This is a genomic window from Desulfosudis oleivorans Hxd3 (genome assembly GCF_000018405.1).
GTDB classification, from domain to species: Bacteria; Desulfobacterota; Desulfobacteria; order Desulfobacterales; family Desulfosudaceae; genus Desulfosudis; species Desulfosudis oleivorans.
The window spans coordinates 2715460-2742294 of sequence record NC_009943.1 but is presented as its reverse complement, the minus strand read 5'-3'; the positions used below and the strand labels follow the sequence as shown (position 1 = coordinate 2742294).

Sequence of the window (26835 nt, the reverse complement as noted above, 5' to 3'; positions counted from 1 at the left end):
AGGGACATGACGCACATGACACAAGCTTCCGTGACATCCGGCATCCCCGACCTGGACCGGCTTTTGGAGGGGGGGGTATTTATCGGCGACAACGTGGTGTGGTATGACGATGCCGGCATGCTGGCCGGCGTGTTTTGCCTAAATCTGTTAAAGGCCTCCATTGAGGCGAAAAAATCTCTCATTTATGTAAGTTTTGACCGAAGCCCCAAAAATTTGCTGGAACGGTTCGGCGCCCTTGCCAACAGTCGCTATCTCACCATTCTGGACTGTTTTACCTACGGCAAAGGAGAAGCCTCCAGCGTGTTTCTGGAATTTTACCGCCGGAAGCGCAGCAGCACCGGATGCCGCATTGTCTGTGTGGACCAGCCCCAGCAGCCTGAAGTGGTGGCCGGCGCCTTTTACGACCTTCACGGCGCCATGCGGGGGGATGTCCGGTTTGTCTTTGAGAGTCTCACCGGTATGCAGGAAATGTGGGGCGGGGAAGAGAGCGTGATGAAGTTTTATGCCCATGCCTGTCCCCGGCTCTATGAGCTCAACACCATTGCTTACTGGATCGTGGAAAAGGAGGTGCACTCCCGGCGGCTCAAGGCCCTGCTCAACCAGGTGACCCAGGTGGCCGTGGACCTTTCCCTGAAGCGGGGCAAGACCTACCTGTCGGTGCTCAAAGCGGAAAAGAGGGCCATTGACATTCTCAACCAGCCCACGGTCTACTGGAACAGGGGGCTTTCTGTCACCCTGGACCCCGGAAAGATGCGCAGCGGCTCACTGGACCTGGGCCTGCGGATCAAGGAGCTTCGCACTAAAAAAGGCATGTCCCAGGTAGCGCTTGCCAGGGGAATCGGTGTGACGCCCAGCACCATCTCCCAGGTGGAAAACAACCAGATTTTTCCCTCCGTGCCCGCGCTGATCAAGATGTCGGAGATTCTGTCGGTGGATGTGGGCTATTTTTTCCAGACCGGTGCCGGATCCGCGCCGCGGGTGGTGTTTTCGGAATTCGAGGCCATGCCGTCGCCGGTGCCGGGCATGGCCCGGCGCCTGATATCGTGCCGGCGGCTGATGCCCGAAGACATGGAGGCGCAGTGTGTTCCTTATATTATAGAAATTCAGCCGGGCGCGGTGCTGGACGGCCATTTTTTCTCATTAAAGGGAGAGGAGACGGGGTTTCTCATGGAGGGGGAACTGCACATGACCCTTGGCCATGGGGCCCAGCCCCTTCAGACAGGGGACCTGGTTTACCTGGCGGCGGAGGTGCCGAGCCAGTGGGAGAACCGGGGCAAGTTGCCGGCGCGGCTGCTGTGGATCACCGCCACACCTTGACGGCTTCGTAAAAAGCCCAATTTCTGCGTTGCGCTGCATTCCTCGTCACTGCGGCGTACGCTAAGTACGCCTCATTCCTCGGAATTTGCGCGCCTTGAACTTGAACTTTTTACGAAGCCGTCTGGATTTTGACTTTTTACGAGTCCATCACGCCTTAGACGTCTTTATAACTCCTCGGAGAGCAGCACGGCCTCGGCCACGTCCCGCATGGATTTGCGGGTGTCCATGCTGCGCTTGCGAATCCAGCGGTAAGCCTCCTCCATGTTCATTTTTCCCCTGCGCACAATCACCTCCTTGGCCCGCTCGATCAGCTTCCGGCTCTCCAGCTCCTCGCGGATAATCTGGGCATCCACCATCAGCTTGGTGTTGTGGATGGCAACGGCCGCCTGGTTGGCCACGGCGGTGATCAGGTTGACCTCGGTTTCGGGAAAATCATGGGGCGCGGCGGTGAAGCAGTTGAGCACGCCGGTCACCTCTTCGTCGCGGACCTGCATGGGGATGCCCACCATGGAGACCAGGCCCAGCTGCCGGGCCATCTCCTTTTCCTTGAAACGGGGCTCCTGCAGGACATTGGGAATGATGATGGGAACCCTGTGGGTGGCCACGTATCCCACCACCCCCTCGTTCATGCGCAGGCTGCGGTTTTTAAGGTAGACCTGGTCAATGGCCTGGGTGGCCTTGAGCCGGATCACTTTCTCCCCCTCTTCCTCCTCAATAATCCACAGAGAGCAGATCTCAACGCCCGTGACTTTTGCCGTGACCATGACGATGAGTTTGAGAATGTCCTCCAGGTACTGCTCAGAGGTGATGGCCCGGCTGATCTGGGCCAGTGCCTTGATATACTTGTCCGCGTCCTGGATATCTGAATAGGGCATGTGCGTTCTCCGGTCTGGTTGCAGTGCCGCCGGTAACGGGGTGTCTGTCAGAACGGACCATAGTGCACCCCCGCCACGTTGTCAAATGCGAAGCAGGCGGGCCGGCGGTTTTAAACTTTTTTTACTCTGTCGCTTCACCGGCTTTCATGGCCGCCAGTGTGACGGTCAGCCGGTCCCGCATGAACGAAGCCTCGATTTTGGCCTGTTCCAGTTCCATGGTCAGGTCGGTATGCCGCCGGAGCAGGTCCTGGTAGTCGGTGTCGGCGTCCAGGGCCAGCGTGAATATTCGGGTGCGGTCTTCAAGGGTATTGCCCAGCAGCTTTTCGTTTTTGACCTGCTTGATCAGCGCCCTTTCGATTCCGGCCTTTTTGACCTTCAGGCGGTATTCGGTTTCCGTCAGGTTTTTGGAAAGCGTGGCCGCCTGAAGGCGTGCCGCCTTCAGTTTCCCGGTTAGTTCCATGGCGGTTTCGTATAACGGCTGCATGCTATTCCTCCAGTCGTTGGAATTTTGTCATGAATCGCCTGTCAATATAGTCCTTCAGAAGAAAGGGGAGCCGCCCTTCCATGATCAGGCCCCGCTTTTTCAGCACACCGGTGCGGTGGCCCAGGTTGAAAATCAGCAGGTAGTCGCCGCCCGGATCAAAGGGCAAAAGCGGTTTGCCCTCCAGCGATGCCAGCAGATTGGCGTAGAGTACCGGGTTCTGGCGCACCGCGTAGACCCCCACCTTGTCCAGGGGATGTGGTTCGAAATAGATACAGTCGCCGCCGCCGAAAATCTCCGGATGGTCCGGGGACTGGAGAAAGGCGTTGACCCGCAGTCCCCTGTCCGGGCCCACGGACAGGCCGGATGTTTCAAACACCGGTGACGGAATAACCCCCAGGGCCAGAAAAACCAGGTCTGCCTCGATGGTCCTGCCCGATTCCAGGATGACGGCACCGGTTTGAACCGTTTGGACAAAGGCGGTTTCATCGATCACAATGCCCCGGCCGGCCAGGGACCGGCGCACCCGGCGGCGCACCTTTTCAGGGAAACGGGCCATGAATGCCGTGCCCGCGCACATGTGAATGGTGGGCATTTGCTGGCCTGAACCGGCGGCCAGGTAATGAATGTTGCCCACCACTTCCGCCGCCGCCGGCCCGCCGCCGGCCACGACAATGGCCGCCTTTTTCCGGGAGATGATTTCCAGGACGCGCTGTCGGGCCTCCAGGAGTTTTTCAATGGGCTTTACCGTGTAGATGCCGCCGCTGTCTTCGGCAACCAGACTTCGGGGCACATGGCTGCCCAGGTTGCAGGAGAGCACGTCGTAAGACACTTTATCCCCGGAGGCCAGGTGAACGCTACGCCGGTCCGGGTCGATGCGTTCGACCCGGTCACACATAAAGGTACCGCCGTTTTTTTCAGTCACCCCACGGGTGTCGAACCGGATATCCTCAGGCGAATAGGTGCCGCCCAGCATACCCGGGCCCATGCCAGAGTAGTAGTGGTGGGGGGAAGGGCCGATCACGGTGACGCGGTGGCCCCGGTTTACCAGTTCGCCAATCCGGCTTAAGGCCACCATGTGGGCATGACCACCGCCGGCAAGTACCAGGTTGCCCATTTATTTCTCCTGTATCGTGTCCATCAGTTTGCCCAGTTCGTTGATGTGACTGCGCTCTTCATCGGCCAGCCTGGCCAGCGCCTTTTTGCCTTCAGTAGCGTCGACCTTTTCCGATGCCCGGAAATAGAGGTCCAGGGCCTGGGCCTCGATGGAGATGGCCAGGCTGATGATATCCGTGGCCGACTCCATGTCCGGGGAAAACATGGCCATATAATCCTCGGTGCTCATGCCGCCTTCAATCGCATTTCCCACCCGTTCGGTGACAAACCGTTCCCTGGACACCGGCGAGTCGGTGATGGCCGTGTAGGCCCGGTAGATAAGATCCTGGTGCTTGACCTCGATGGCGGCCAGTTTTTCAAACAGGGAGGCGGCCTGGATGTTTTTGACCTGCCGGCCCATTGAAAGGTAGAAGTCCCGCAGGCCGTCCTCAATGGAATAGGCCACGGCCAGCACCTGGTCGATGGGCTCGCTGCCGGAGAAAAGTTCCAGCCCCAGGGACTGGGGGCCCACGGCCGCCTCACCGTTCCATGCCTTGAAACCGCCGGCCATGTTGATGACATTGAAAAATCCTTTTCCGGCCATCATCTGGGCCGCCACCCGGCTGCGGCCCCCGACGGCGCAGTAGACCAGGGCGGGTTTGTTCCTGTCAATTTCGGAAAGACGGGTGTCCAGCTCTCCCATGGGTATCAGCCGGGCCCCGGGAATATGGCCCTTTTCATACTCACCGGGCTGGCGCACATCAATGATCGATATGTCATTCCGGTGCGTGTCGGCAATCAGTTGCCGGGCCTGGTCGGTGTCCATGGATTTAACAGGGGTGAAAAACTGTCTCCACTTCATCTGCCGTCTCTCCTTTCAGTCGTTTCTAAAAGAAAGAAAATCGCTGTGTGGCCGATGGTAACCCGGAGCCCCATTTTTTCAAACACGGATCGTTAAAACAACACAAATCGTTATTTGTGAATCAGTGAGAGAACCGAGATCCATCGCTCCTGCTCGGTGGCATGAGCAAGGCCCCTGGCTTTGAGCAGGTCGATGACAACAGGGTCGTTGAGTCGAAGGGCGGGATTGAGCCTGCGTTCACGGGCCAGAAAGGAGACCACGTGACCGGGGTCGTAAGCGGCCAGGCACCGGGCAATTTCAGGATTGTTCGGTTCGATGGCCGCAAGGTCGGACACGTATTCGTGAACATAATCGTGGCCCGGATAAACGCGGGTGTTGTCCGGCAGGGTAAGGATCCATTGAATGGTTTTTAAAAATGATGCCGGATCTCCGGTAAAACACCGGCCCGGCTTGCCGATAAAAAGGGTGTCGCCGGCGATCAGCACATCATCAAAATGAAACACCACGGAATCTGCTGAATGGCCGGGGGTGTGGTGCACCTCAATGGTGGCGCCTTCCAGCTCCAGGCGGCCCGTCTGAAGCAGTTGGGGAATCTCCACCAGGGCCGCGCCGGTGGCCTGGACCAGGGCGCTGTTGCCCGAGGTGTGGTCCGGATGGGTGTGGGTATTGGTGACAGCGGTAAGTGTGAGCCCGTGGGTGTCAAGAAAGGCCAGCATCTCCTGAACAGCGCCGCCGTCAATGGCAATGGCGTGGCGCGTGCCGGCAATCAGGTATCCCAGGTTATCGTCGCTGTATCGGAATTGGCAAAGGTTCATGGCGGCTCCTTGGACGGAGAGGGTCATGGGTGTCAGGGCTTTGGACGAATCGTTTCAGACGGGCGGTGACGGTGTTGGGCTGTCTTTGCTGCTTTTCAGGATCGTAGTGGAGTTTTCAATCAGATCGCCGATGCGAAATTCGTCCAGGGCGTTGAACATGGCCTTGCTGGTCTCCACCCAGATGTGGCGGGAGAGGCACTCTCCGGCCCGGTTGCACACGCCGCAGACACTCTCCCGTTCAGAACAGTCGGTGATGGATGTGCCGCCCTCCATGACCCGGACGATGTCGCCCACGGAGATATCCTCCGGGGCCTTTGCCAGCTTGTAGCCACCATAGGGGCCCCGGCTGCTCTCCACCAGGCCGGCCCTGCGCATGCGGCGGATCAGCTTTTCAAGGTACTTCAGGGAGATCCCCTGTCTTTTAGAGACTTCGGAGAGCCGGACCGGTTCCTCTTTTCCATAAAGGGCCAGATCCAGGATCAAACGGGTGCCGTAGCGGCTCTTGGTGGTCAGTCGCATAATGATCTTCTTGCTGCTGTTTTTTGATTCTGTTGTCACGTCAGGCAAAGGATGACCATTAGTCGCTTATGGCACGTTTGTCAAGGCAAGTTGGAAGCAAACACGCTTTACACAAAAAACGATTTTGTGATCAGTACGGCAATGAATCCTGTCAACAGCTTGTTTTGTTTTCATCCATAAATGGCCTTTTTCCGCAATCTCTGCGTCAAACTGCGGGCTTCCTTGTGCGGCGTACAGCAGTACGCCTCCGCGTCAACCCTTGTTTTCCTTGACCTTACGAAAAAATTCTCATTTCTGGATTGAAAACCTTTTTCGTGTCCCCATAGCCGATGGATGGACACTTGTTTTATTTTTTGTTCTATTCTGTATGGGAGGCATGGTCCGGTTCGCCGGTATCCGCATCGGCCGGCTGGCGAATCTCCTGGGGCAGGATCCTGGGCAGGCGCACCGTAAAGGTCGACCCGCTGCCGGGTTCCGAGTCCACATCAATGCTGCCGCCGTGCTGGCCGATGATCTGGTCGGCCACGAACATGCCCAGGCCGGTGCCCCGGCTTCCCTTGGAGGAGAAAAAGAGGGTAAACATCTTTTCCCGGGTCTCCTGGTCCATGCCCACGCCGTTATCCTGGATTTCATACACGACATGGTCGTCCCGGTCCGTCACCTTCAGGGTCACCTCATGCTTCCTGTCGTTGCCGCTTTTGTCATCCACACAGGCGTCGATGCAGTTTTCAAGAATGTTGATCAGGGCCGAGCGCAGGGCGCCGGGGTCCACCTCAAAGGCCCCCAGGCCGCTGCTCAGGTTGTGCGTAAAGGTCACGCCGGCGGCCTCCGCCTTGGGCCCGATGATGGAGACCACGTCCCGGGTAAAGTCCCGTACATTGATGCGTGCCCAGTTCAGCTGGCGCTCCTTGGTGTAGTAAAGCACATTGAGCACCATCTTGCGAATCTGGGCCACCATCTCCTTGACCCGGTCGGCGCCGTCGCGCACCCTGTCCATGTCCTGCTTTTCAAGGCCTGAATCCAGCCGGTAGATGGCGCCGTCCAGGGCTGTGAGAAGCCCCTTGATGCTGTGGGAGATTGAGCTCATCAGCAGGCCGATGGATGTCAGCCGGCTCTGCAGTTTGCGAATCTGGGTGATGTCGGTGGCCATCTCCATCACCTGGGTGATCTGGCCCGCGGCGTCATGAATGGGCGCGGTCCAGGTCAGCACATTGATCTTTTCGCCGGATTTGCTGGTGACCACCTCTTCGGTCTGCCGGGGCTGGCCGTCCTCAAAGGTGCCCATCACCGGGCAGTCCCGGCACGGCTCGCTGCGGTGTTTATAGACCTCGTAGCAGATGGAACCGATGGTGTCGCCGAAATCCTCCTTGAAACGTCGGTTGGCGCCGGTGAGACGAAAATGCTTGTCCTGAATCGAGATATAACAGGGGACTTCATCAAACAGCTGTTGAAAGAGCACCTTGGTCTGGTGCAGGGCCTCCAGCTGCTCCACGTAGTGCTGAATCTTGACGCGCGTGGTCCGCCAGTGAGCGGCCCGCGTCAGGGCCACTTCCAGGTGCTCGCTTTCCACCGGAATGTGAATATAGTCGGTGGCCTTGAGCCGAAGGGCGGCCAGGGCGGATTTCCGGTCCGCGGGGTCTCCCATGATGATCACGGCGGTGTTCGGGGAGACCGCCTGGCTCAGGCGAAGCAGGTCGATGCCGCTCATGTCCGGCAGCCTGGCGTTGGCCAGCAGAAAAGAGGGTCCTTGCTCCTTGAGAAGGTTCAGGGCCGCCTGCCCGTTGCCCGCCTTGTGTACATGCAGGCCCAGTCGGGTGAGGTGTATCTCAAGGGCGTCCCGCAGGTCGGCCTCGGGCTCGGCCAGTACCAGCGAACCCACGATGCCGCCGATGGTGCCGTTTATATCAACCGCGGCAACAGACCCGGATGCTGCGTCATTTTGCATCACCAATGGCGTCCCTGACGATTTTGATCAGTTCATCCCGGTCAAAGGGTTTGCTGATACTGGCCACGGCCTTTTGAATGGCATACTGATTGCCGGACAGGCCGCTGATCACAATGACCGGCGTGTTCTTGATCTCCGGGTCCTGGGACATCCTGCGGTAGAAACGGGGCCCCCATTCATCGGGCATTTCCAGGTCCAGGGTGATCAGATCGGGTTTTTCCTTTTTGGCCACATCCAGGGCCTCCCGGCCGTCCGAGGCCGCACAGGTGGCATAACCATTGTCTGCAAAAAACTCGGTCAGGTAACTGGTGATGTTGGGATCATCGTCGACGATCAGAATTTTTTTCGCCATGTGACACCTCTCTTTTCAAGATTTTTACTGCCTATGCGTCCTGTGACACCTTGTCCGGGTGGTTGACACTGATTACCGGGCAGGTGGCGCGCAGCACAACCTGCTCCATGGTGCTGCCCAGTGCGCTGTTTTCCGCGTCCCGTGAGCCGGTGTGATGGGCCATCACGATCAGGTCGGCGAATTTTTCACGGGCGTACTTGACAATTTCCACGTAGGGAACGCCTTCCCACGCGTCGATTTCATAGTTTTTAAAGTCTTTCATCTGGGATACGTACTTGCGCCGGATGGTGTTCAGGCTGTCGCGGAGTCGGTCTTCAATCTCATCCTGTTCCAGCACCTTGCCGGCATGCATGCCGCTGATGTCCAGGGCGTGAAAGAGGTGAAGCCGGCAGTCAAGCTGTCTGGCCGCCGACAGGGCGAAACGGAAGGCGTGTTCCGCCGCCTTTGAAAAATCGGTGCCCAGAACGATGTTGGAGAATCCGCCCCAGAAGGAGGCCGCCGGCCGGGAGACCACCAGTACCGGGCACCGGGCGCTGCGGGCCACGGACTGCAACGTGCTGCCGGCCATGTTTCGGTATGTGTAGCCCTCGTTTTCCCGGTCTTTTGTGTGGCCCCCCAGAATGAGCAGATCGGCGTCGGTTTTACGGGCAAACCGCAGAATCTCGGTATGGGGAATGCCGGCCACCGCTTCCATGGTGCATTCAGGACACTGTTTCAGCTGTTCGGCATAGGTGGTTTTCATCTCCTCCTTCACCCATGCGATATAGTCCTCGTCGGGCACCAGCTGCTCACCGGTCCGCACATCCGTCACATACTGGCCGAATCCCCTGGAGGGAACGCCCAGCACATGCAGCACGGTCAGGTCCGACGGGTACCGGCCGGCCATGTCAAAGGCTACCCGGGCCGCGTGGTCGCATGCCGGGGAAGCGGTTGTCGCAAACAAGATTTTTTTAAACATGAATGTCACCCCTGTATCAAACCGTTTTCTGTGTTGCACTGCCGGTCTGCCGCCTTCCGGTCCGAAGGCTGTCCTGCATTACTCCTCGGCCCGCAGGTGCTCCGGCACGATCACCATGTCCAGCAGCAGTGGCTTTAAAAAACTCCAGCGGATGCCGATCCGGTAGACCTCTTCCATATCCCGGATGGCGTCCCAGCAGTTGTGGCACGGCGAGATCACCAGCTTGGCGCCGGTGGCCAGAATCTGATCCCGCTTGACCTTCAGGCCGATATTGCGCTGCTCCCGGTAGCGGCCCAGGCCGTTCATGCCACCGCCGCCGCCGCAGCAGAAGTTGTGCTCCTTGCAGGGCTTCATCTCCCGGAAATCCTCGGCGATGTAGCTCATGATCTCTCTGGGGATATCGCGCAGGCCCGCGTTTCGGATATAGTTGCAGGAGTCCTGGTAGGTTACCGGTTCCTTGATTTTTTTGGCCGGGTCGATCTTGAGTTTGCCGGTACGCAGGGCCTCGGCCACCCACTCCACGTAGTGAAGGCTTTCCACCGGGGTCTTGCCCGAGGCAAGGCCGGCCCAGTAGGGACCTTCAATTACCGTGGCCCGATAGGCATGGCCGCACTCGGTGACCACCATGCGCTTGGGCTTGAGCCGGTCCATGGCCGCGTACACCGACTCCACCTGCATCTTGCAGGCCTCCCAGTCGCCGGCGAACATGGCCAGGCTGGTCTCTTCCCATCCTCGGCTGGGCACGGTCCAGTTTTCACCGGCAATGTGAAAGAGCATGGCCGCCTCGGCGATGTCCTGGGGGTAGTGCTTGGGCTCCCGGGCGTTGACCGTGTACATGATGTCGGCCCCCTCCTTGTCGATGGGGATTTCCAGGCCCGGGTACTCTTCCTCGCTCTCTTCGGCCATCCATTCGCAGGTTTCGACCCAGTCTTCGGACGTGACATCCATCTGTGCCTGGTAGATGCGGTGCATGCCGGAACCGATCTTGAGTTCCCAGGGAACAAAGCCCTGAGAGAAGAGCAGGCCCCGCAGGTAGCTGAACATGACCCCCATGTCGATGCCGAAGGGGCAGTAAGAGCCGCACCGGTTGCAACAGGTGCATTTGCCCCAGGCCGTGTCCATGCAGTACTGCATGAAGGCGTTGTCCGCCTTGTGAGGGGCCTTGACCAGCCGGCCCAGGGTGGACTGAATCTTGTAGGAGGGGACCTGCTCCGGATCCTTTTTGTTGGCCAGGTAGAAAAAACAGCTGTCGGCGCACATACCGCAGTGGGCGCAGATTTCAAGCCATGTTTTCGTGCGGGATTTAAGGGTCTTGGACAGGGTATCGACCAGCTTCTTGTGGTCCACATCCAGTTCGTTCAGTTCCGCGTAGTACTGCTTGCCCTGCTTGTCCGCCAGGAGCGCGGAGAGAAACTCCTTCTCGTTGACCATTTTGCGGTTGCACAGTGTTCCTTCAGGCATAATCGTCTATCCTTATTGCTCAAACAGTTGCTCTGTTTCGTGTCCAGGGAAGCGCCTACCAGGCGAACCCTTTGCCTTTCATTCCGCCGCGCTTAATGCCGAAATCCATGCCAAGCTGTGCCCGGGACAGGAAAAAGAGCAGGAAGTGGGAAAGCTTGGTAAAGGGAACGGCTATCAGCATGATCTCGCCGCTTAATATATGGGCGATGATCCAGAAATCGTAGTTGCCCGCCTCGTGGTAGGCCAGAAAACCGGTGACAAAGGGAGCCGCCGTGATCCCCAGCAGCACGATGTCTTTCCAGTCGGTGAGAATGCGGACCTCGGGCAGCGCAAGCCGGCGCAGCAGGATAAAGGCCACAGCCGTTATCACGCCGATGGTCAGGAGATCGGCCACCCCGTCCGGAATGGTGGGCAGGGAGAAACCGAACGCATCGTACAGCATGTAATTGTGGGCCTTCAGAAAGACCGGCGTCACCAGCAGGCCGACATGCATGATGAAAAAAAGAACCGTCATCACCGGGTTGGTCCGCCAGCCAAAGGTTTTGTAGGGGATCAGCCAGGAAATGATCGAGCGCAGCGCCCCCTTTATCCCGTATGACGTGTTGACCCGGTAGGTGACGCGGTCCGCCTTCCAGTCAAGTCCGCGGATATAGACCACCAGCCGGACAAGAAGGCCGACGACAAAGATGATGAAGGTGAGCCAGAGCAGGGGGCCTGTGACAAAATCGTACATTACCATATACTCCTTGAATGAGGTTGCGTGCCAATATCGACGCCGCGTTTGACAACGGTTGCGTTACTCCCCGTCGTCCCGTTCCGTTAAAAACCGCCAGAACAGGGTGATGCCGATCAGTCCGAAAACAATAAGAATGTAGGTGATGCTCTCGGTTTTCAGCATGAACTCATGCAGGGTGTGAATCGTGCCTTCCATATGCTTTCCTCTGTTTTAACGGCGTTTTGCCGCCGGTTTCGTTTTTAATGGTGGTGCCCCGTCGCCTTCTGGGCTTCCGGCGCCTCGTGTTCGGCATATTCCGGGTGTTCGTACAGAATCGGCATGTGGCTGGCGATGAACCGGTAGGCCAGCACACCCAGGGTCACGAGAAAGAGAGATACCCCGATCTCGCTCAAGGAGGGGAAGTACCGCTGGTCCGCCGGCAGGTGCCAGTTAAAGGCGATCAGGCTGACATTGAAACGGTTCAGGATAATCCCCAGTACGGCCAAAACCGAGGTCCACCGGATCAGGCGGATGTTTTTCTCACGCGCGCCGATGGCGTACAAAAGAGAGGGCAGGGCCACAAAGCCCAGCATCTCCACCAGGAACCATGCCCCGTAACCGGTGGCCAGGTAGTGCCAGAGATCGCCGCTGGCCACCCCGATGACTTTGATGATAAAATAACCGAACAACACCAGGGAGGCTGCCCTGCCGAAGCCCAGCACCACGCCGTCGGCCTCTTTCAGGTGGGTTTCGTCCATCTTGTGATGAAGATACCGGTGGGACAGCGAACTTTCAAAAATCACCATGGAAAGGCCGGCAATAATACTGGATATGAAAAAGTAGGTGGGCAGGTAGGGCGTGTACCACAGGGGGTGGAGCTTGGACGGCGCGATCAGAAACAGTGCCCCCAGGGAGGACTGGTGAAGGGTGGAAAGCACCACGCCGAAGATGGTCAGCAGCATGGTGAGCTTGACCGCCAGGTTGCGGGCACGGCGAAGGCCCAGCCACTCCAGGGCCGCCGGGGAGAACTCCAGAAACAGGACGGTGAGGTAAAGGGCCACACAGGCGCCCACCTCGAAGAGCAGCGACGTGGTGCCCGGTGAGATGGCAAAAGGGTAGGGCAGGCGCCAGGGCCGGCCCACGTCGTAGTGCAGAGCCACCACCACCAGGGCGTATCCCAGAAAACCGGTGAGTACCGCCGGCCGCACCGCGGAATGGTATTTCTTCATACCGAAGACATAGACGGCGGCGGAGGTGACATAGCCGCCGGCGGCCAGGGCCACACCCACCAGCAGGTCAAAGCCGATCCAGATGCCCCACGGGTTGTTGTGGGAAAGATTGGTCATGGCGCTCAACCCGCCGGTAAACCGGACGATGGTCAGAACCACGCCGATCAGCAGAATGATGCCGGAAATCATGTTGAACGGGGTGAGCAACCGGCCGCGCGCAGCCGAAATATCGTGTGACATCAGGACTCCTCCGTATCTTGACTTTTTTCTTCTGCCGCCGCTTCTTCCAGGGCCTTTTTCACGGCCTGGTCAATGGCGGTCTGTTTCTGTTTTTCAGCGGCTTCCCTGGCCTTGGCCAGCTTGGCCTCGGCCTCGGCCTGGGTTTGGGCCACGGCAGTGGCCACCGCCTCGGCCTGTTCCTCCCGGGCGATCTTGTTCTTGCGCTGGGTGATGGCATAGATGCCCACCAGCAGTACCGGCCACAGACCGGTCACCATGGGAACCACGGACAGGGCGCCCTTGGTGAGCTGGGGCGCCGGCGTGGTGCCCAGGTCCTCGCGCATGCCGATCTGGCCAAAGGGAACCCCGGACAGGTGGAGCCAGCTGGTGCCGCCCATCTCACGCTCGCCGTAGACATGGTCTACGTATCGCCCGGGATAGGCGCGAATGCGTTCGTGGGCGATTTTCAACAGGTCTTCCCGCTTGCCGAAGGTAAGGGCCTCCATGGGGCAGGCCGACACGCAGCCGGGCAGCAGCCCCTGTTTGAGCCGGGGCGCGCACAGGGTACACTTGGTGACCCGGGGCGTAAGGACTTTATCATATTCGTAACACGGGATTTCAAAGGGACAGGCGATCATGCAATAGCGGCATCCCACGCAGACTGAAGCGTCGTAAGTGACCGGCCCCTGGGGAGTCTTTTTGAAGGCCTTGACAAAACAGGCCGATGCGCAGGCCGGTTCCAGGCAGTGGTTGCACTGAATCTTTCGGAACACGGGCCTGGCGGCCCCCGGCGGGGTGTAACGATTGACCACGGTAAACGATTCCGCATCGGTGCGGCGTTTTTCGTCAAGTACGGACAGGTCGTCAAACGGTTTTTCCGGGGCCGGTAACTGGTTGACCTTGTTGCAGGCCGCTTCGCAGGACCGGCACCCCACGCACCGGGTGGCGTCAAAAAGAACACCCACCGAATTCGCGTATCCCTTGAACTCCTTGGGACCGGCGGCGACCGCCTGCCCAACGCCGGTCAGGCCGACGCCGGCGGTTCCCATCCAGGCCAGAAACTTTCTTCGTGACACAGACATATGCATTCCCTCAAATGGTGTTACTTTTTTGCATGACAGTCGGTGCAACCGACCTTTTCAATATTCATTACCTGGTGACACCCGATGCACTGCTGGTGATAGGCGCCCCTCAGGCCGGGCATCAGCGGGCTGGCGGCACGATCCGGCCGGCTGTGGCAGCTGGCGCATTTCGGCGGTTTGGTGCCGGCCGGGCTGTTGTGGTGGCATCCCTGACACAGGGTGGTCTCGTTGCCGTGGAAAAATGCGGCCAGGTTGTTGTCGGTCACGCCCTTTTTCAGTGCCGCATAGATTTTGCGGTGCGGCAGCTTGGCCTCTTTGTACTGGTCGAGTGCCAGGTCCGGGTCCGTCATGGCCGGCACCGTGGCCATGGTGTCAATGGTGACGGTTTCCGGAATGTCTTCTGTGGCCACCTTCTTTATATTGTCAGGCCTTGCCTTGAGCATGGCCTCGGCCATGGCGCGTCTTGCCTTGGCATCCATCTTTGCCAGGTCCATGCCGGCATCCGGTGGTGCGGTGTGGCAGGCGGCGCATTCGGCCTCATCTTTTTTGGCCGTCCGGGGCATGGCGGCATGGCAGCCGATGCAGGCCGTTTCTTCTGCCAGGGTCTTGTGGCAGCCGATACAGCTCTGATCGGCGTCTTCCTTGTGCATGGCGAGCATGAGATTGACATCATCGCCCTTTTCCGGGTCGCCTTTCATCGTGTGGCAGGTGACACAGGCGGTCATCTCCGCGTGGTGGCAGACCCGGCAGGTGTCGTTGGCCGACTCGTGGGCCAGGTGGTTGAAGGCCACCGGCTGCATGAGGTTCTTGTCGTCAACCGGCTTGTCCGGCGAAAAGGGCAGGATCAGGGCCGCGTCCGGCTGGCCCCGTTCATAACGGGGGATATTCTCCACCTTGGCGATCAGGGCCTGCTGCTCGGGATCATGGCACCCGCCACAGTCGATGGGGCCGCTGTTCTTCTTTTTCGTCTTTTCAGCCTGGTGGCAGGTGATACACGCCTGATGGGCCGCGGCCTGCATGGGAATGCGGTTTTCCACCTTCACGTCGCCGTGACAGTAACGGCAGGACCCCTCTTTGCCCTTGACGTATACGAGCTTCTCGGTTTCCTTGTTGTACTCGTGGTGGCACTGTTCGCACTTGTTGTCCCGGGCCTTGGCATGCCGGTAGTGAAGCGAATGGTCAAACCCCATGGGGGCCTGGCCGGGGGTGTATTTCGGGTCTTTCGTGTGGCAGGCGTTGCAGGAAACCGGGCCGCTCTTGTCTCCTCTGGCCAGGGTCTGCTCATGGCAGTCGATGCACTGGCCGTGGTAGATGTTGCGCACGGTGTCGGCATCGCTGTTTTCCAGCCGCTTGAACAGGTAGACCAGTTCATTGTTCGTTGATTCGGGTTTTGCCTCGTGGCAGACCGAACAGTCCTGGCCCTTCTGGGTCACGGCCTTCTGGTGAGCGTCGTGGGCAAAGGGCACCGGTCTTCTTTTAATGGGGCCGAACACCTTCATGCTGTCGATCATCAGCAGGTCGGGCCGTTGTGCCGAATCGCCTCCGGCGGAGGCGAGCGTGTCCCGGGCATGGAGTGTGATGTTGATGGCCAACACCAGGGTGATGAAAATACCGATCGATAAAAGCACCTTTTTCATAAACGATCCCTTGACCTTGCGAAAAAATTCTCATTTCTGGATTGGAAACACCACATGGTGTCATCCATGTTAAATGGATGGACACTTGTTATTGCTTGACGGACAACAAAAAGCCGGCCGGCGCGTTCATGCGCGGCCCTGCATCGGCATCGGCGGGTTTTGAGTGGATGCTGCACGAAGTGCATCAGGTTGTATCCCCCCAAATCGGTTTGGTAATACTGCTACTTTCAAGGTATGGTATTATCCTACCAAAATAGTAGGAAGCATGTGAACAGATTTAATGATCCTTGAGCATGATGTCAAGCATTTTTTTTCCGATTTTCAAATGATTTTTATAAAATTTTGATTTTTAACATAAAAAATAGATAAAAATCGGGAGAAAAGGGGCTTTTGCAAGGGCGGAGAACCGACAAAACGGTCTTGTGGGTATTGTGGTGAACGGGGTTTGGCATATCAAGCCGTGTGCGTCACCACTTTTTTCCAATCCATGAGGTTTGAAGGAGCGAACTCGGATATGTCACGAGTTGATTTGGCCCCGGATGCAAGGCGCGGGACAAAATATTACAGGGGCAGCCCACTGTGCTTGCCCATCAAGGGGCAAACACAGGGTTAGCCCCTACCGTATCCGCGAATGTCCAGCAAAGCGTACCGATAAAACAACCGCCGCCTGAACCGCCGGCAGGGGGCAGAGGACTGTCCTTGCCGTCATCGTCCGTATCGGGAACCGTATCCGTATCGGTATTGTCATCGTCTCCCGCATCATCATCGGCCGTATCATCATCGTCGTCATCCGCCGGCGGGTCCGGGTCCCATCCTGCCAGTGCGGCCCACAGCCACCATGCCGCGTAGGCTTTCTGATTGGCGTTCAGGGCCTGGCTGTGCGCTGAACTGCAGTCATACCAGTCCATACCTTCCGTATGCGTGTTCTGCCACTCGATGGCCCAGTTGCCCTGACGGGTTCCGTCGGGAGCGGTATCGTAATAGTCACAATTGTCGTGAACATACTCGAAATAGGTGCCGTCCGGGTTGTACCGCTCGATATCGGCAAAGTCATAGAGGATTTTATCGTTGTCCATGCAGAAGTCCCGGATCATCCGGTTGGCGGCCTTGTTGTCGGCATCGTCCCAGATATCAACGTGTCCGGTCATGTAGACAAAATTTACATCCGGGTATGCGGCCTCCAGTGCGGCCATGGGCGCCAGGTACTCGCTGTTCAGAGTGCCGGCCCTGTATTTATCGTCCACCTGGCCGCACCACGACCAGATAATGACATTAACGTCAGCATTGCCGGGATTGTCAAGGTAGGCCCGGGTGTTGTCTACCCAGTCGGGATGGTAGCCCACATCCCCACCCATTGCGTAGTCGTGCAGGTCCAGTGCGCCGCCGGCGCCGCCGTTGTTCCACGCAAAGACATTGTCCGGCAGTGTCAGCCCGAGACCGCCGGTGTTGGCAAAAGCAACCAGCCCGGTCATACCGCTGGTCAGCTGGCTGCCGTGGGAGGTGTGGCCGTAGGCGATGTGCAGCGTGCTTTTTGCCTGGTTGATGGCGGATTCCGGTATGGCGGTGATGTCGGTGCAGTTGTGATCAATAATGACCGGAGTGGCATGGGCGGTGGCAAAACAAAGAAGCACCCAGGCAAGCGATAAAACAAAACCGGCCCGCAAAAAGGTTTTTTGCATTGATAAATCCTCCGGTTGTCAGTTTTTCATGCGTTCAGGGCAGGGGATCGCCCAGCAGGTCGGGCAGGTCTTTACTGGCCGACATCTTCCAGTCCGGCGCCCGTTTTTCCAGAAAGGAGATCACCCCTTCCGCGGCATCGGGCTGGCAGCAGACCCACTGGAACAGGGTAAATTCAGAGTCATCCATTTCCGGAATGGAGGCGGTGAGGCCCTGCCACAGCAGGTGCTTGGTAATGGCCACCGACACCGGGGCCGCGTTTTTATAGTCTCTGGCCCGCTCCAGGGTGGCCGGCAGCACGTCCGCGGCCGGCAGGGCCTCTGACGCCAGCCCCAGCCGGGCCATCTCCCTGCCGTTGATTATGCGGCCGGAGAGCATCAGGTCCGCGGCCACGGAGAGGCCCGCGATGCGGGGCACGATCACGTGGGAGGCCAGCTCCGGGGTCAGGCCCCGCCGCACAAAGGCAAACTGGATCTTGGCATCCTCGGCCACGATGCGAATGTCACAGGTCATGGAAAAGGTGATGCCCACGCCGATGGCATGGCCATTGATGGCGGCCAGCACCGGTTTTCGAATCTGGTAGGGCATGACCGCGGGAAAGGCCAGGGCAGCCCTTACGTCTTCCCTGTTTTCCGCGTCAAAGGCCTCGGCCGCGCCGGAAAGGTCGGCGCCGGCGCAGAAAGCCCGTCCCGCGCCGGTGATCACCACGGCCCGCACGGTATCGTCCTTGTCCAGGGCCGCCAGGGCATGGCCCAGGTCCCGGGACATGGCCGGGTTCCATGCGTTCATGGCCTCGGGACGGTTTAAGGTGATGGTGGCGACACTATCGTTAATATCCAGCAGAATGGTCTTGTAAGACATGAAATCTCCTTTGCGTGTTGACATGCCGGGACTATAGCGGTCGGGCAGGGCGACTGTCAAGTTTGATGGCTTCGTAAAAAGTCCAATATCTGCGTTGTGCTGCACCCCTCATCACTGCGGCGTACGCCAAGTACGCCTCATTCTTCGGGCTTTGTGACGCCTTGATCTTGAACTTTTTACTTTGCCATCCCAAATAGACTTTTTACGAGTTCCCCCAGTTTGACAGCCGCCCCTGAACAGGGCACACTGGACAAATTATCCATACACAGGGAGAAAGTTAATGTCCCCAAACGGCAAAATTTTGAAAAATACGGAAGACGTGGAGAAAATACCGAAGTTTTCCAACCGTTTTATTCGAGTTAATGCCGGTATCATCGGCCCCTGCGAACCGAAACCCAAAACAGTGGTGTACAGGAACGTCGGCGCTTACCCGTCCACGCCCAGGGCCTATCTGGACGTGGCAAAACATTACAGCAGTCCCCTGGTCATCGGCCCGCCGGTATGCGATGAGCTGGTCGCCCTGGTCCAGCATATGTTCACCGAGGATGAGGCCCGGCTGGTGCGCCATCTCAAGCCTTATCCCTTTGGCAGGACCGCGGAAAAGGTGGCCAAAAAAGAGAACCGGCCCGAATCCGAGGTGCGTGCCGTTTTAAACCAGCTGGCCGTGGAAAAGCGACTGATCGTGGCCCACGGTCCGGAAGACAAAAAGCTGTATGACATTTTGCCCATCTTACCCGGCACCTTTGAAATGGCCCTGATGCGACCCGCCACGGACACGCTGACCGACTGGCACAAACAGTTTGCCGTGCTTTTCGAGGCGCTGTGGGAGACCGGGTTTTTGACCGATTTTTTAAAGTTCCCCAGCCCGGCGGTGCGCTATCTGCCCGTGATGCGGACTTTGAGCGCCCTGCCCGTGGCCTGGCCTTCGGACCGGCTGGAGGCGGTGCTGGACCGGTATGATATTTTTGCCGTGGGCCTGTGCCAGTGCCGGCTGACGGAAAAGATGGTGGACCGGGAGTGCGGCCGGCCCATGGAGAACTGTTCGGTGTTCGGCAACGCGGCTCGTGTCGTGATCAACGCCGGCATGATGCGGCAGGTGGAAAAGCAGGAGCTTCTCGATATCAAGGCAAAGGCCGAGGCCAGCGGCCTGGTGAGCTGGATGTTCAACGAGGATTCCGGGAAAGGCCCGGCCTGCTCCTGTTCCTGCTGCGGCTGCTGCTGCCACATGATGCGCACGGTCAGTGAGTTCAACATGCCGGGCATGATTGCGCCGGCCCATTTTATTCCGGAATTTGACGTTGCTGCCTGTGATCACTGCGGCAAGTGCGCCAGGGCCTGCCCCATGGGCGCCATCACCGTGGATGTGAAAGGAAAAACCCTTGTTCATCAGGTTCAGCGGTGCGTGGGGTGCGGGCTGTGCGCCCTGGCCTGCGACAGGAAAAAGGCCGTTAAAATGGCCGAAGTGCCGGACTATAAAAAACCGCCGGCCGGCTGGGCCTCGCTGCTGGTAGGTCTGGCCCCCAACCTTGTTCGAAATGCCTGGAACGCCTGGCGGGCCAGATAGCTGCATTGTCCCCTGGCATCTGGGCACAATAGCGGATCGACCTCATATATTTTGTGCATCAAGCGCGCCCAGGGTTTTCTGACGGCCCGCAGGCCGGTATTGATCATGTTGACGATGGTGTCGTATGCTTACTCAACAGATCGGCAAACTGATCAGGCGCAACCGGCTTACTGAAATAAAACCCCTGCATCTCATCGCAGATATGTTCTCGCAGATAGGTGTCCTGAGCCAGCGTCTCCACGCCTTCGGCAATAACATTAAGACTCAGCGCCCTGCCCATGGCGATGACCGCTTCGATAATCTCTCTGTCGTCCGGGTTTTGCTGAAGGTTGCGAATGAACGATCGGTCCACTTTGAGGGTGTCGACTGGAAGGTGTTTTATCTGGGCGAGGGAAGAGTAGCCGGTGCCGAAATCGTCAAGCGCAATCCGTACACCCAGGCTTTTTATCCTGGCCAGCAATTCAATCAGGGGCGCGGGCTTATGCATTACAATGCTCTCAGTGATTTCCAGCTCCAGAAGGTTGGGCGCCATGCCGGAAGCTTCCAACGCGGTCCTGATATCTTCTATGAGTTTATCGTCCATGAGTTGACGAAGCGATAAGTTGACTGCCACGGTGACCGGTGGCAGCCCCTGACGCTGCCAGGCGACATTCTGGGCGCAGGCGGTCTTCATTACCCATCTGCCGATGGGTACGATCAATCCGGTTTCTTCGGCTACCGGAAGGAATTGCGTTGGTGCCACTAAACCCAGTCCGGGGTTCCGCCAGCGCAGCAGGGCTTCAGAACCCGTGATGGCGCCGGTTTTGAAATCCAATTTGGCCTGATAGTCTAAATACAGTTCATTGCGCTCCAGCGCATGACGCAATTCCGCTTCGACGAAAAAACGTTCAAATGCCGGTGAATGTGTGTTTTGAGAATAAAACTGGAAGTTATTCTTGCCTTCTTCTTTGGCAAAGTACATGGCCATGTCCGCTTTTTTCATCAGGGTGCGTTCGTCCTCTCCATCATCCGGGTATACGCTGATGCCGATGCTGGCTGTTACCCGACACTCTTCCCCCAGAAGAACCATCGGTTTAATGGCGGTGTTCAGTATTTTTTGGGCGACGGTTGCCACCTGGCTCAGGTTCGTCACTTCCTCGATCAGTACAACAAATTCGTCTCCCCCCAGACGGCCGACAACACTGTCTTTTTCGTTTAGCCGACCAACAACATCAACTGCCCGCAGCGATTGTCTAAACCTGCTGGCGATCTCTTTCAACAGCTGGTCACCGGCATCGTGCCCCATGGTATCATTAATAATCTTGAATCGGTCCAGATCGATGAATAAAACGGCAAACTGCCGCTGATAACGCTGAGCAAACTTGATTGCCCGACCTAACATCTGACCGAACAGGGTGCGGTTGGGGAGTTCCGTCAGGTTGTCGTGCGTGGCCAGGTATCGAATCTTTTCTTCGGCGAGCCTGCGTTCGGTAATATCCCGGCTTACCCCCAGAATACCAACCGTTTGTTTGTTTTTATCCCGGACAAAGGAAAATTTTGTTTCCGTCCACACGGTAGTCCCGTCTTTTTTCTTGATTTCCAACTGGAGCGTCCGGGATTTGTTGTATTCTGTACCGCCTGATTTTCCCAGCGCCACGGCTTCGGATAGCGTCCTCATGGCCAAATCCAGGGAGGAAGGGGCAAAGGAATCGGACAGCGCCTGTTTCATCACCGCTTCCGGTTCGTATCCCCTCAGAATTTTAACAGAAGGACTGACATAGGTATAATTCAGATCCAAATCCACAACGAAAACGATATCTTCGATGTTGTTCGTCAGCAGCTCAATGGTTGTAAAGGCCCTGGAAATGCTGGCCCTGAGGTTGGTGATGTATCCGCCGACCACGGAAAACCATGGAAGAATAAACGCCAGGACCACAATGTTGAATATGTCCACTCTAACATTGATGTATCCGGGCTGTAATTTATAAAGTACAAAAATAACCGCGGAAAAATTAACCAGGGCAAAAATCGACAGAAAAAGAAATTGCCGGATTCTCAACCTGAAAAGTCCGAACACAAGCACAACCATATAAACAAGAAGGACCGCGCTTCTGGCCTCATAGGCGTAATACACAACCACCATGATCCAGAAGGTGGCTATCACCATCTGGATAAGGGTCAGGCTCTTGTCTTGGAACTTTTTATTTAATCCGGTTCTGAAGATTAAATATAATAGAATATTTACGATAAAGCTGCCTGCAACACCGGCAGACAGGATGTACAACGGCACCTTGGTTAATCCTAAAAAATAACCAACGTAGCAGATAGCGCTCCATATAACATATGCGCCAAAGGCCATGAGAAAGCGTTTGATTCTTAAAGTCTGGTCGTGATCGTCTTTAGGAAAGATGCTGAACATGGATGATATCCTTAACGTATTGCCGAAATTTCCGGGCTGATAGCCGCTCCTGTTTTAGTTAAGACCCTTCGTTTTTTTTGCACACGATTTGGACGCCGACCCCTGTTCTTATAAAGAATATAGAATATTTGAGGCATAATATATATTGACCGGGGAGGTGTCAAAGGTAATTGATCAAAGGATTTTATACCTCACCGCCGCCACGCAAAACGCCAGCCCACTTTTTTCAGGTGTTTTCTGATTTTTCTGATACCGGTAAACGAAAAGGCAATGGGCTGGGCCTTGATGACGCCCACAACATCATAGGCCGGCATGGTTAAGAGGCGGTTTAAAATCATCGTGCTGCCGAGGTGACCGGCGGAGTAAAGCACGATTACCCGCAGGGGGTCCTGGCTGTCGGCTTTGTTTATATCGTTCAAGGTCCGGGCGTCCCTTATTCCGATGCGGCACTTTTGGTCATGACCTGTTTTATCCGTCTGTACGATGGGGCAAATCCGTAAGCCAGGGCGATCACCAGCAGGAGGGCGACGGAAACACGGATTCCCCATACAAAGGCCCCCAGAATCAGGGCCATGGCATAGAGCGGAAGCCCAAGAATATATTGTTTCTGACCGCTGAAGAAGGCCCGGCCAACATGGCGGTAATAAGCATCAAACGATACCATCTGTACGCATGCGATACCCACGGACAGGCCGAGCAGGACAGGTGCTGATTGAAAAAGGATCAACGAACAGATGACGATCAGTCCGCCGATGGGGCTGGGAACACCGGAAAAGAAGTCCGGGTCCGCCGCTTCCTTGTTGAGTGTGAAATAGACAAGCCGCGAAATCGTGAAAAACCCGTAAATAAAACCGGTGACAAACCCCTCCCATCCCCCGATGATGAAAAACAGGGCAACCCCCGGGGCAATCCCGTAGTTCACGCCGTCGGCAATGTCGTCCGAATAGACACCCCAGCGTGTGCCGCCGAATTTCCGGGCCGCGGCGCCGTCAAACCCGTCAAACAGCTCCCCCATCAGCAGGAACAGCAGGCTGATTTCAATCCTGCCGTAATACGCGAAATACATGCTGAACAGGCCGCACAGCAGGTTGGCCCCGGACAGCACATCCGCAACAAACCGCAGCTGGAACATCCGGACGTTGTACAACCCGATGATGGCGGCGAAGGCGATGTTGACCAGCAGCAGCGCGTTGACGAATTCCGCGTTTATATAGCCGCCCGCCCATCCCTGGCTGAGAAACAGCAGGGACACCAGAACCGTATAAGAAATGGTCGAACGGATCCAGTTTTCCGTGGAATGCGGATTAAGAAAGAACTGAACCAGCAGGATGCAGTCCAGTGATAACTTGGCGATGATCAAGGCGGAGGGCACAATCCCCATGCAAGCCAGGGCCACCATGAACAACAGGGGGTAGTCGGTAATACGGTTGTAAATACGGTCAAATGCCGAATCCGGGCAGCGGGCCCGCGTAACGCTTGCAGCCAGGTAATCCAGCGCCCAGAAACACAGAAACAGGAAAAACACCCATGCCGAAGCGTTGGGGAACCAGCCGACCTGTTTAAAAGAAAGGTACAAAGCCGGCGTAATAATGAACAGCTTGACTGAAGAAAGGAGCGCGGGCGGGTAGGGCACCCGCCCCGCGATACGATCTTCCAGGTGCTTGATCCAATCCGGTTTTAATGAGGGGCGTTGATGCATGACCCTGATCCTTTCCCGATGCCGGCAATTGTCGCGCGCTTTTTTATGCGGTTGTCACGCCGGGGCTAGTCGCCTCTTTTTAATTGTTCGGCAACCGATTGATTCAGTGCTTTCTGAGCCTCTATGAGCTTTTTGTATTTCGAGCCGATTTTGTCGATATTTTTCGACAACACCGCTTTTAATAAATCGCCTTCTATTTCCGCGACCTCGATTCTTTCATAATAATCCATGGTCTCTTTGAGATGCGCGAGCACGATTTTTCCCGTCAAAACCGGGTGATTGTTCGTTACATTCGCATCCTCAAACCTTGTCCCATGTTCAAGCTCCACCTCCAGCCCCTTTCGAAAGGCCTCCAGAGGGATATCCATTCCCTGGACATTCACTATCTTAAGGATCGTGGACGCTTCCGCCTCCGAAACAGACGGGTCAGTGATTTCGGACCAGTCCCGCAAACCGATTTCATTGCAGACCCGTTTTACCTCATCAACGGTTATATACTCCGGCAGTTTCATGATGTTCTCCTTTTGTGATGGTTTCGTTATGATTTACGCAGCCGGGCCACCGCTTCGGCCACCACCTCCACGGTCCGGTCGATCTCTTCGGCAGTGGTCATGCGGCCCGTTGAAAACCGCAGGGTGCCCTTGGCCCATTCCACAGGCACGCCCATGGCCTCCAGCACATGGGAAAGGGTGACCGTGTCGCTGTGACAGGCGGCCCCGGCCGAGGCCGCCACCTCCAGACAGATCTCCTCCAGCAGGCGGTTTGCTTCCAGCTCTTTAAAGGCCATGCTTAACGTGTTGGGCAGCCGGTTTTCAGGGTGGCCGTTTAACCGCATATCCGCCACCCGCTCGCTGATCCCGCTGTGCAGCCGGTCGCGCATATCCTTCATGTGTACCCGGTTCACTTCCAGATCCCTGGTCGCAATTTCACAGGCTTTGCCCAGACCGACAATGCCGGTCACGTTTTCGGTTCCGGCCCGCCGGCCGGTTTCCTGGCCAGCGCCGTGGCAGAACTTTTCCAGGGCCAGCCCTTTTTTTATATAAAGGGCGCCGATGCCCTTGGGCGCGTAAATCTTGTGCCCGGCAACAGACAGCAGGTCCACGCCCAGGGTTGAAACATTCACCGGGATTTTGCCCAGGGACTGGGCCGCGTCCGTGTGCATGGTAATGCCGCGTGCTCTTACCCGTTCGGAAATTTCGGCAATGGGCTGCACCGTGCCCACTTCGTTGTTGGCATGCATGATGGTCACCAGAATGGTGTCAGGCCGAATGGCCTGTTCCGCGGCTGCCGGGTCCACCATGCCCAACTCATTCACCGCAACTCGCGTGGTTTCAAAGCCTTCTTTTTCCAGGTATTGGCACACCTCCAGCACCGCCGGGTGCTCAATGGTGCTGGTGACAATGTGGCGGCCCTTATGCCTCAGGGCCCGGGCCATGCCCAGTATGGCGTGGTTGTTGGATTCCGTACCGCCGGAGGTGAAAAGGACCTCTTCGGCAAGGCAGCCGAGCAAACCCGCCACCTGGCGCCGGGCCGCTTCCACGGCCTGCCTGGGCCGAATACCGTACCAGTGGGCACTGGACGGGTTGCCGAATTCCGTTTCCCAGAAGGGCCGCATGGCCTCAAGCACTTCCGGATCAAGGGGCGTGGTGCCGTTGTAATCAAGATAAATGGGTCGGGTCATGGGATTGCCTGATCAACAGAAAGTTATATTCAGTCGGATCGCCCCGGGTTTTTTAAGGCAAACGCCTAAGATCAGCCGCCAAGTTCAGGGGGACGGCCAAGTTGATATGTTTGCAGAATAGTTTTTAAGCTCGATTTTCTACTTCAACAGACAGTTTCAAGCCGACACTATGAAGCACAGAACTTAGGCTTTTAAATTTTGGATTGCCTTGTGTTGAAAGAATTCGATAAAGATTTTCACGGTTGAGTTTTGTTTCTCGTGCAATTTCAGAAATACCCTTTGCATTTGCAACGTCTTTTAAGGCCATTAAGAACACCTCATGGGAACCATCCGCCAGTGCGGCATTTAAATATTCTGCGGCCTCAACAGGATCGAGAAGATCTGCTTTGAGATTATTTTCGTATTTCTCTGTTACTTTTTTCATTTCGTTCTCCTTTGGAAATCAGCCCAATATGCTTGTGCCAACTGAATATCTTTTGACTGAGATTTTTTAGAACCTCCGCACAGTAAAATCACGATGGTCATCTCCGATTTCCCATAATAAACCCGATATCCTGGGCCATAATCCACCCGTAACTCATTCACACCTTTTCCAACAGGTTTGCAATCACCAAAGTTTCCAAGCCTTACACGATTCAATCGAACGCGAATTCGCGCACGTGCGAATCGGTCTTTCAGTGAATTAAGCCATTTATGGAAGGGGTTGTCTCCGTCTTCGGTTAAATATTCGCGGAGTTCTATTCTGGAATCATCCATGGTTGTATTGTAGCTTTAAAGCAACAGGTGTCAAGCATTTTATTGCGGAGAACGGTTGCACAATGTCACCTGGCTTTTTGTGTCCGCACCAGTGAATGGTTAGTTGCTATGATGCCAACACTCGAAGAAGTGCCCATCGTCATCTACCCCGACCGGGAATATTAAGCGATCTAACCACAGCCGGGTTTGATGCTCTTCCAACGCCTCTGTTTGCAAGGCTGCCTGGAACTGCTCTTCAGCCCCTCTTGAAAAGTACTGTTCCATCTCGGATAGATCCGGCGTTAAAAACTCATCGAGAAACTCCTCGGGAACTTCAAGTAGAGTAATTTGTGAATGGCGATCGCTCTGGTGGTGCCCAATAACTTTGAAGATGCTACCTGTTTGCCAAACACATAAACCCCATTCAGGATGCTCAGAGAGTTCGTCAATGCAGTGAGCGTTGGCGGAAATGATGAGATAACGATCTGCTGCAGCAAATCCACCGAATTTGTAAGTTGCGTCGCAAAATGTCAACTCGCGGAACAGTGTGCCTGTCTTATAAAGCGATAAAATCGTCGTGGGCAGCACCGTATCACGGTAAAAGGCGCCACATTCCGCAAATGCCGCTTGAGCTTCCGGGGACATAAATTTTCTCCTG

General features: G+C 56.6%; 27 protein-coding genes. 2 read left to right on the top strand and 25 right to left on the bottom strand.

Translation table 11 applies throughout. The features are described 5' to 3' along the window. The first annotated feature begins 15 nt into the window (after positions 1-15). The gene (locus DOLE_RS11645) at positions 16-1317 is read left to right on the top strand and encodes a helix-turn-helix domain-containing protein (protein WP_012175681.1); all 1302 of its coding nucleotides are present in this window, start codon (positions 16-18) and stop codon (positions 1315-1317) included. Between the two features lie 164 nt (positions 1318-1481). Here the strand turns inward: DOLE_RS11645 and DOLE_RS11640 are convergent, their stop codons facing one another. From DOLE_RS11640 to DOLE_RS11565, 17 genes are all read right to left on the bottom strand, one after another. Further along, the gene (locus DOLE_RS11640) at positions 1482-2192 is read right to left on the bottom strand and encodes a GAF and ANTAR domain-containing protein (RefSeq protein ID WP_012175680.1); all 711 of its coding nucleotides are present in this window, start codon (positions 2190-2192) and stop codon (positions 1482-1484) included. Between the two features lie 121 nt (positions 2193-2313). Then, positions 2314-2676 (bottom strand): hypothetical protein, encoded by a 363-nt coding sequence (locus DOLE_RS11635; protein ID WP_012175679.1) that lies wholly within the window; start codon positions 2674-2676, stop codon positions 2314-2316. 1 nt (position 2677) lies between these two features. Then, complete coding sequence (locus tag DOLE_RS11630; RefSeq protein WP_012175678.1) at positions 2678-3790, bottom strand: NAD(P)/FAD-dependent oxidoreductase; 1113 nt, start codon at positions 3788-3790, stop codon at positions 2678-2680. Further along, entirely contained in the window at positions 3791-4630 is an 840-nt protein-coding gene (locus tag DOLE_RS11625) for a rhodanese-like domain-containing protein (protein ID WP_012175677.1), read from the bottom strand. A 110-nt stretch (positions 4631-4740) separates the two neighbouring features. Beyond that, complete coding sequence (locus DOLE_RS11620; RefSeq protein ID WP_012175676.1) at positions 4741-5445, bottom strand: hydroxyacylglutathione hydrolase family protein; 705 nt, start codon at positions 5443-5445, stop codon at positions 4741-4743. 54 nt (positions 5446-5499) lie between these two features. Then, positions 5500-5964, bottom strand: a complete 465-nt coding sequence (locus tag DOLE_RS11615; RefSeq protein WP_012175675.1) for an RrF2 family transcriptional regulator — start codon at positions 5962-5964, stop codon at positions 5500-5502. Positions 5965-6322: 358 nt separating this feature from the next. Then, positions 6323-7909: a hybrid sensor histidine kinase/response regulator gene (locus DOLE_RS11610; protein WP_012175674.1), complete on the bottom strand. Its 1587-nt coding sequence runs from the start codon at positions 7907-7909 to the stop codon at positions 6323-6325. Continuing rightward, on the bottom strand, positions 7899-8261 hold the full coding sequence (gene divK / locus DOLE_RS11605; protein WP_012175673.1) for a DVU0259 family response regulator domain-containing protein: 363 nt from the start codon (positions 8259-8261) through the stop codon (positions 7899-7901). Before divK ends, DOLE_RS11610 begins: the two co-directional genes overlap by 11 nt. 31 nt (positions 8262-8292) lie before the next feature. Continuing rightward, positions 8293-9219, bottom strand: coding sequence for a universal stress protein (locus tag DOLE_RS11600; protein WP_012175672.1), 927 nt, complete (start codon positions 9217-9219; stop codon positions 8293-8295). Between the two features lie 78 nt (positions 9220-9297). Continuing rightward, a complete protein-coding gene (gene hmcF, locus DOLE_RS11595; protein ID WP_012175671.1) occupies positions 9298-10680 on the bottom strand; it encodes a sulfate respiration complex iron-sulfur protein HmcF in 1383 nt (460 codons plus the stop codon). Positions 10681-10735: 55 nt separating this feature from the next. Further along, the gene (hmcE, locus tag DOLE_RS11590; RefSeq protein WP_012175670.1) at positions 10736-11413 is read right to left on the bottom strand and encodes a sulfate respiration complex protein HmcE; all 678 of its coding nucleotides are present in this window, start codon (positions 11411-11413) and stop codon (positions 10736-10738) included. Between the two features lie 63 nt (positions 11414-11476). Further along, entirely contained in the window at positions 11477-11611 is a 135-nt protein-coding gene (gene hmcD / locus DOLE_RS18685) for a sulfate respiration complex protein HmcD (protein ID WP_012175669.1), read from the bottom strand. Positions 11612-11655: 44 nt separating this feature from the next. Beyond that, on the bottom strand, positions 11656-12864 hold the full coding sequence (gene hmcC / locus DOLE_RS11585; protein WP_012175668.1) for a sulfate respiration complex protein HmcC: 1209 nt from the start codon (positions 12862-12864) through the stop codon (positions 11656-11658). Continuing rightward, on the bottom strand, positions 12864-13925 hold the full coding sequence (hmcB, locus tag DOLE_RS11580) for a sulfate respiration complex iron-sulfur protein HmcB (protein WP_012175667.1): 1062 nt from the start codon (positions 13923-13925) through the stop codon (positions 12864-12866). Before hmcB ends, hmcC begins: the two co-directional genes overlap by 1 nt. 20 nt (positions 13926-13945) lie before the next feature. After that, on the bottom strand, positions 13946-15562 hold the full coding sequence (hmcA, locus tag DOLE_RS11575; RefSeq protein WP_012175666.1) for a sulfate respiration complex hexadecaheme cytochrome HmcA: 1617 nt from the start codon (positions 15560-15562) through the stop codon (positions 13946-13948). A 590-nt stretch (positions 15563-16152) separates the two neighbouring features. After that, positions 16153-17241, bottom strand: coding sequence for a hypothetical protein (locus DOLE_RS11570; RefSeq protein ID WP_012175665.1), 1089 nt, complete (start codon positions 17239-17241; stop codon positions 16153-16155). A gap of 34 nt (positions 17242-17275) precedes the next feature. Beyond that, positions 17276-18100, bottom strand: a complete 825-nt coding sequence (locus DOLE_RS11565; RefSeq protein ID WP_012175664.1) for an enoyl-CoA hydratase-related protein — start codon at positions 18098-18100, stop codon at positions 17276-17278. A gap of 280 nt (positions 18101-18380) precedes the next feature. Here DOLE_RS11565 and DOLE_RS11560 point away from each other — a divergent pair, with 280 nt between their 5' ends. Next, positions 18381-19664 (top strand): 4Fe-4S dicluster domain-containing protein, encoded by a 1284-nt coding sequence (locus tag DOLE_RS11560; protein WP_012175663.1) that lies wholly within the window; start codon positions 18381-18383, stop codon positions 19662-19664. Positions 19665-19767: 103 nt separating this feature from the next. On the opposite strand, the gene DOLE_RS17510 is transcribed toward DOLE_RS11560, so the two are convergent. The 8 genes from DOLE_RS17510 to DOLE_RS11520 form a co-directional block, all read right to left on the bottom strand. Continuing rightward, positions 19768-22062 carry a putative bifunctional diguanylate cyclase/phosphodiesterase gene (locus DOLE_RS17510; protein ID WP_012175662.1) on the bottom strand — a complete coding sequence of 765 codons (2295 nt, stop codon included), beginning with the start codon at positions 22060-22062 and terminating at the stop codon, positions 19768-19770. Between the two features lie 191 nt (positions 22063-22253). Beyond that, positions 22254-22481 (bottom strand): hypothetical protein, encoded by a 228-nt coding sequence (locus tag DOLE_RS11550; protein ID WP_041280530.1) that lies wholly within the window; start codon positions 22479-22481, stop codon positions 22254-22256. Positions 22482-22495: 14 nt separating this feature from the next. After that, a complete protein-coding gene (locus DOLE_RS11545; RefSeq protein ID WP_012175661.1) occupies positions 22496-23761 on the bottom strand; it encodes a CDP-alcohol phosphatidyltransferase family protein in 1266 nt (421 codons plus the stop codon). A gap of 65 nt (positions 23762-23826) precedes the next feature. Further along, positions 23827-24273, bottom strand: a complete 447-nt coding sequence (locus DOLE_RS11540) for a DUF5661 family protein (RefSeq protein ID WP_012175660.1) — start codon at positions 24271-24273, stop codon at positions 23827-23829. A gap of 26 nt (positions 24274-24299) precedes the next feature. Then, entirely contained in the window at positions 24300-25442 is a 1143-nt protein-coding gene (locus DOLE_RS11535) for a cysteine desulfurase family protein (protein WP_012175659.1), read from the bottom strand. A gap of 124 nt (positions 25443-25566) precedes the next feature. Beyond that, the gene (locus DOLE_RS11530; RefSeq protein WP_012175658.1) at positions 25567-25866 is read right to left on the bottom strand and encodes an addiction module antidote protein; all 300 of its coding nucleotides are present in this window, start codon (positions 25864-25866) and stop codon (positions 25567-25569) included. Beyond that, complete coding sequence (locus tag DOLE_RS17980; protein ID WP_012175657.1) at positions 25863-26198, bottom strand: type II toxin-antitoxin system RelE/ParE family toxin; 336 nt, start codon at positions 26196-26198, stop codon at positions 25863-25865. The genes DOLE_RS11530 and DOLE_RS17980 overlap by 4 nt, the downstream gene beginning before the upstream one ends. Before the next feature lie 99 nt (positions 26199-26297). Further along, positions 26298-26822: a hypothetical protein gene (locus DOLE_RS11520; protein WP_012175656.1), complete on the bottom strand. Its 525-nt coding sequence runs from the start codon at positions 26820-26822 to the stop codon at positions 26298-26300. Positions 26823-26835: the final 13 nt, after the last annotated feature.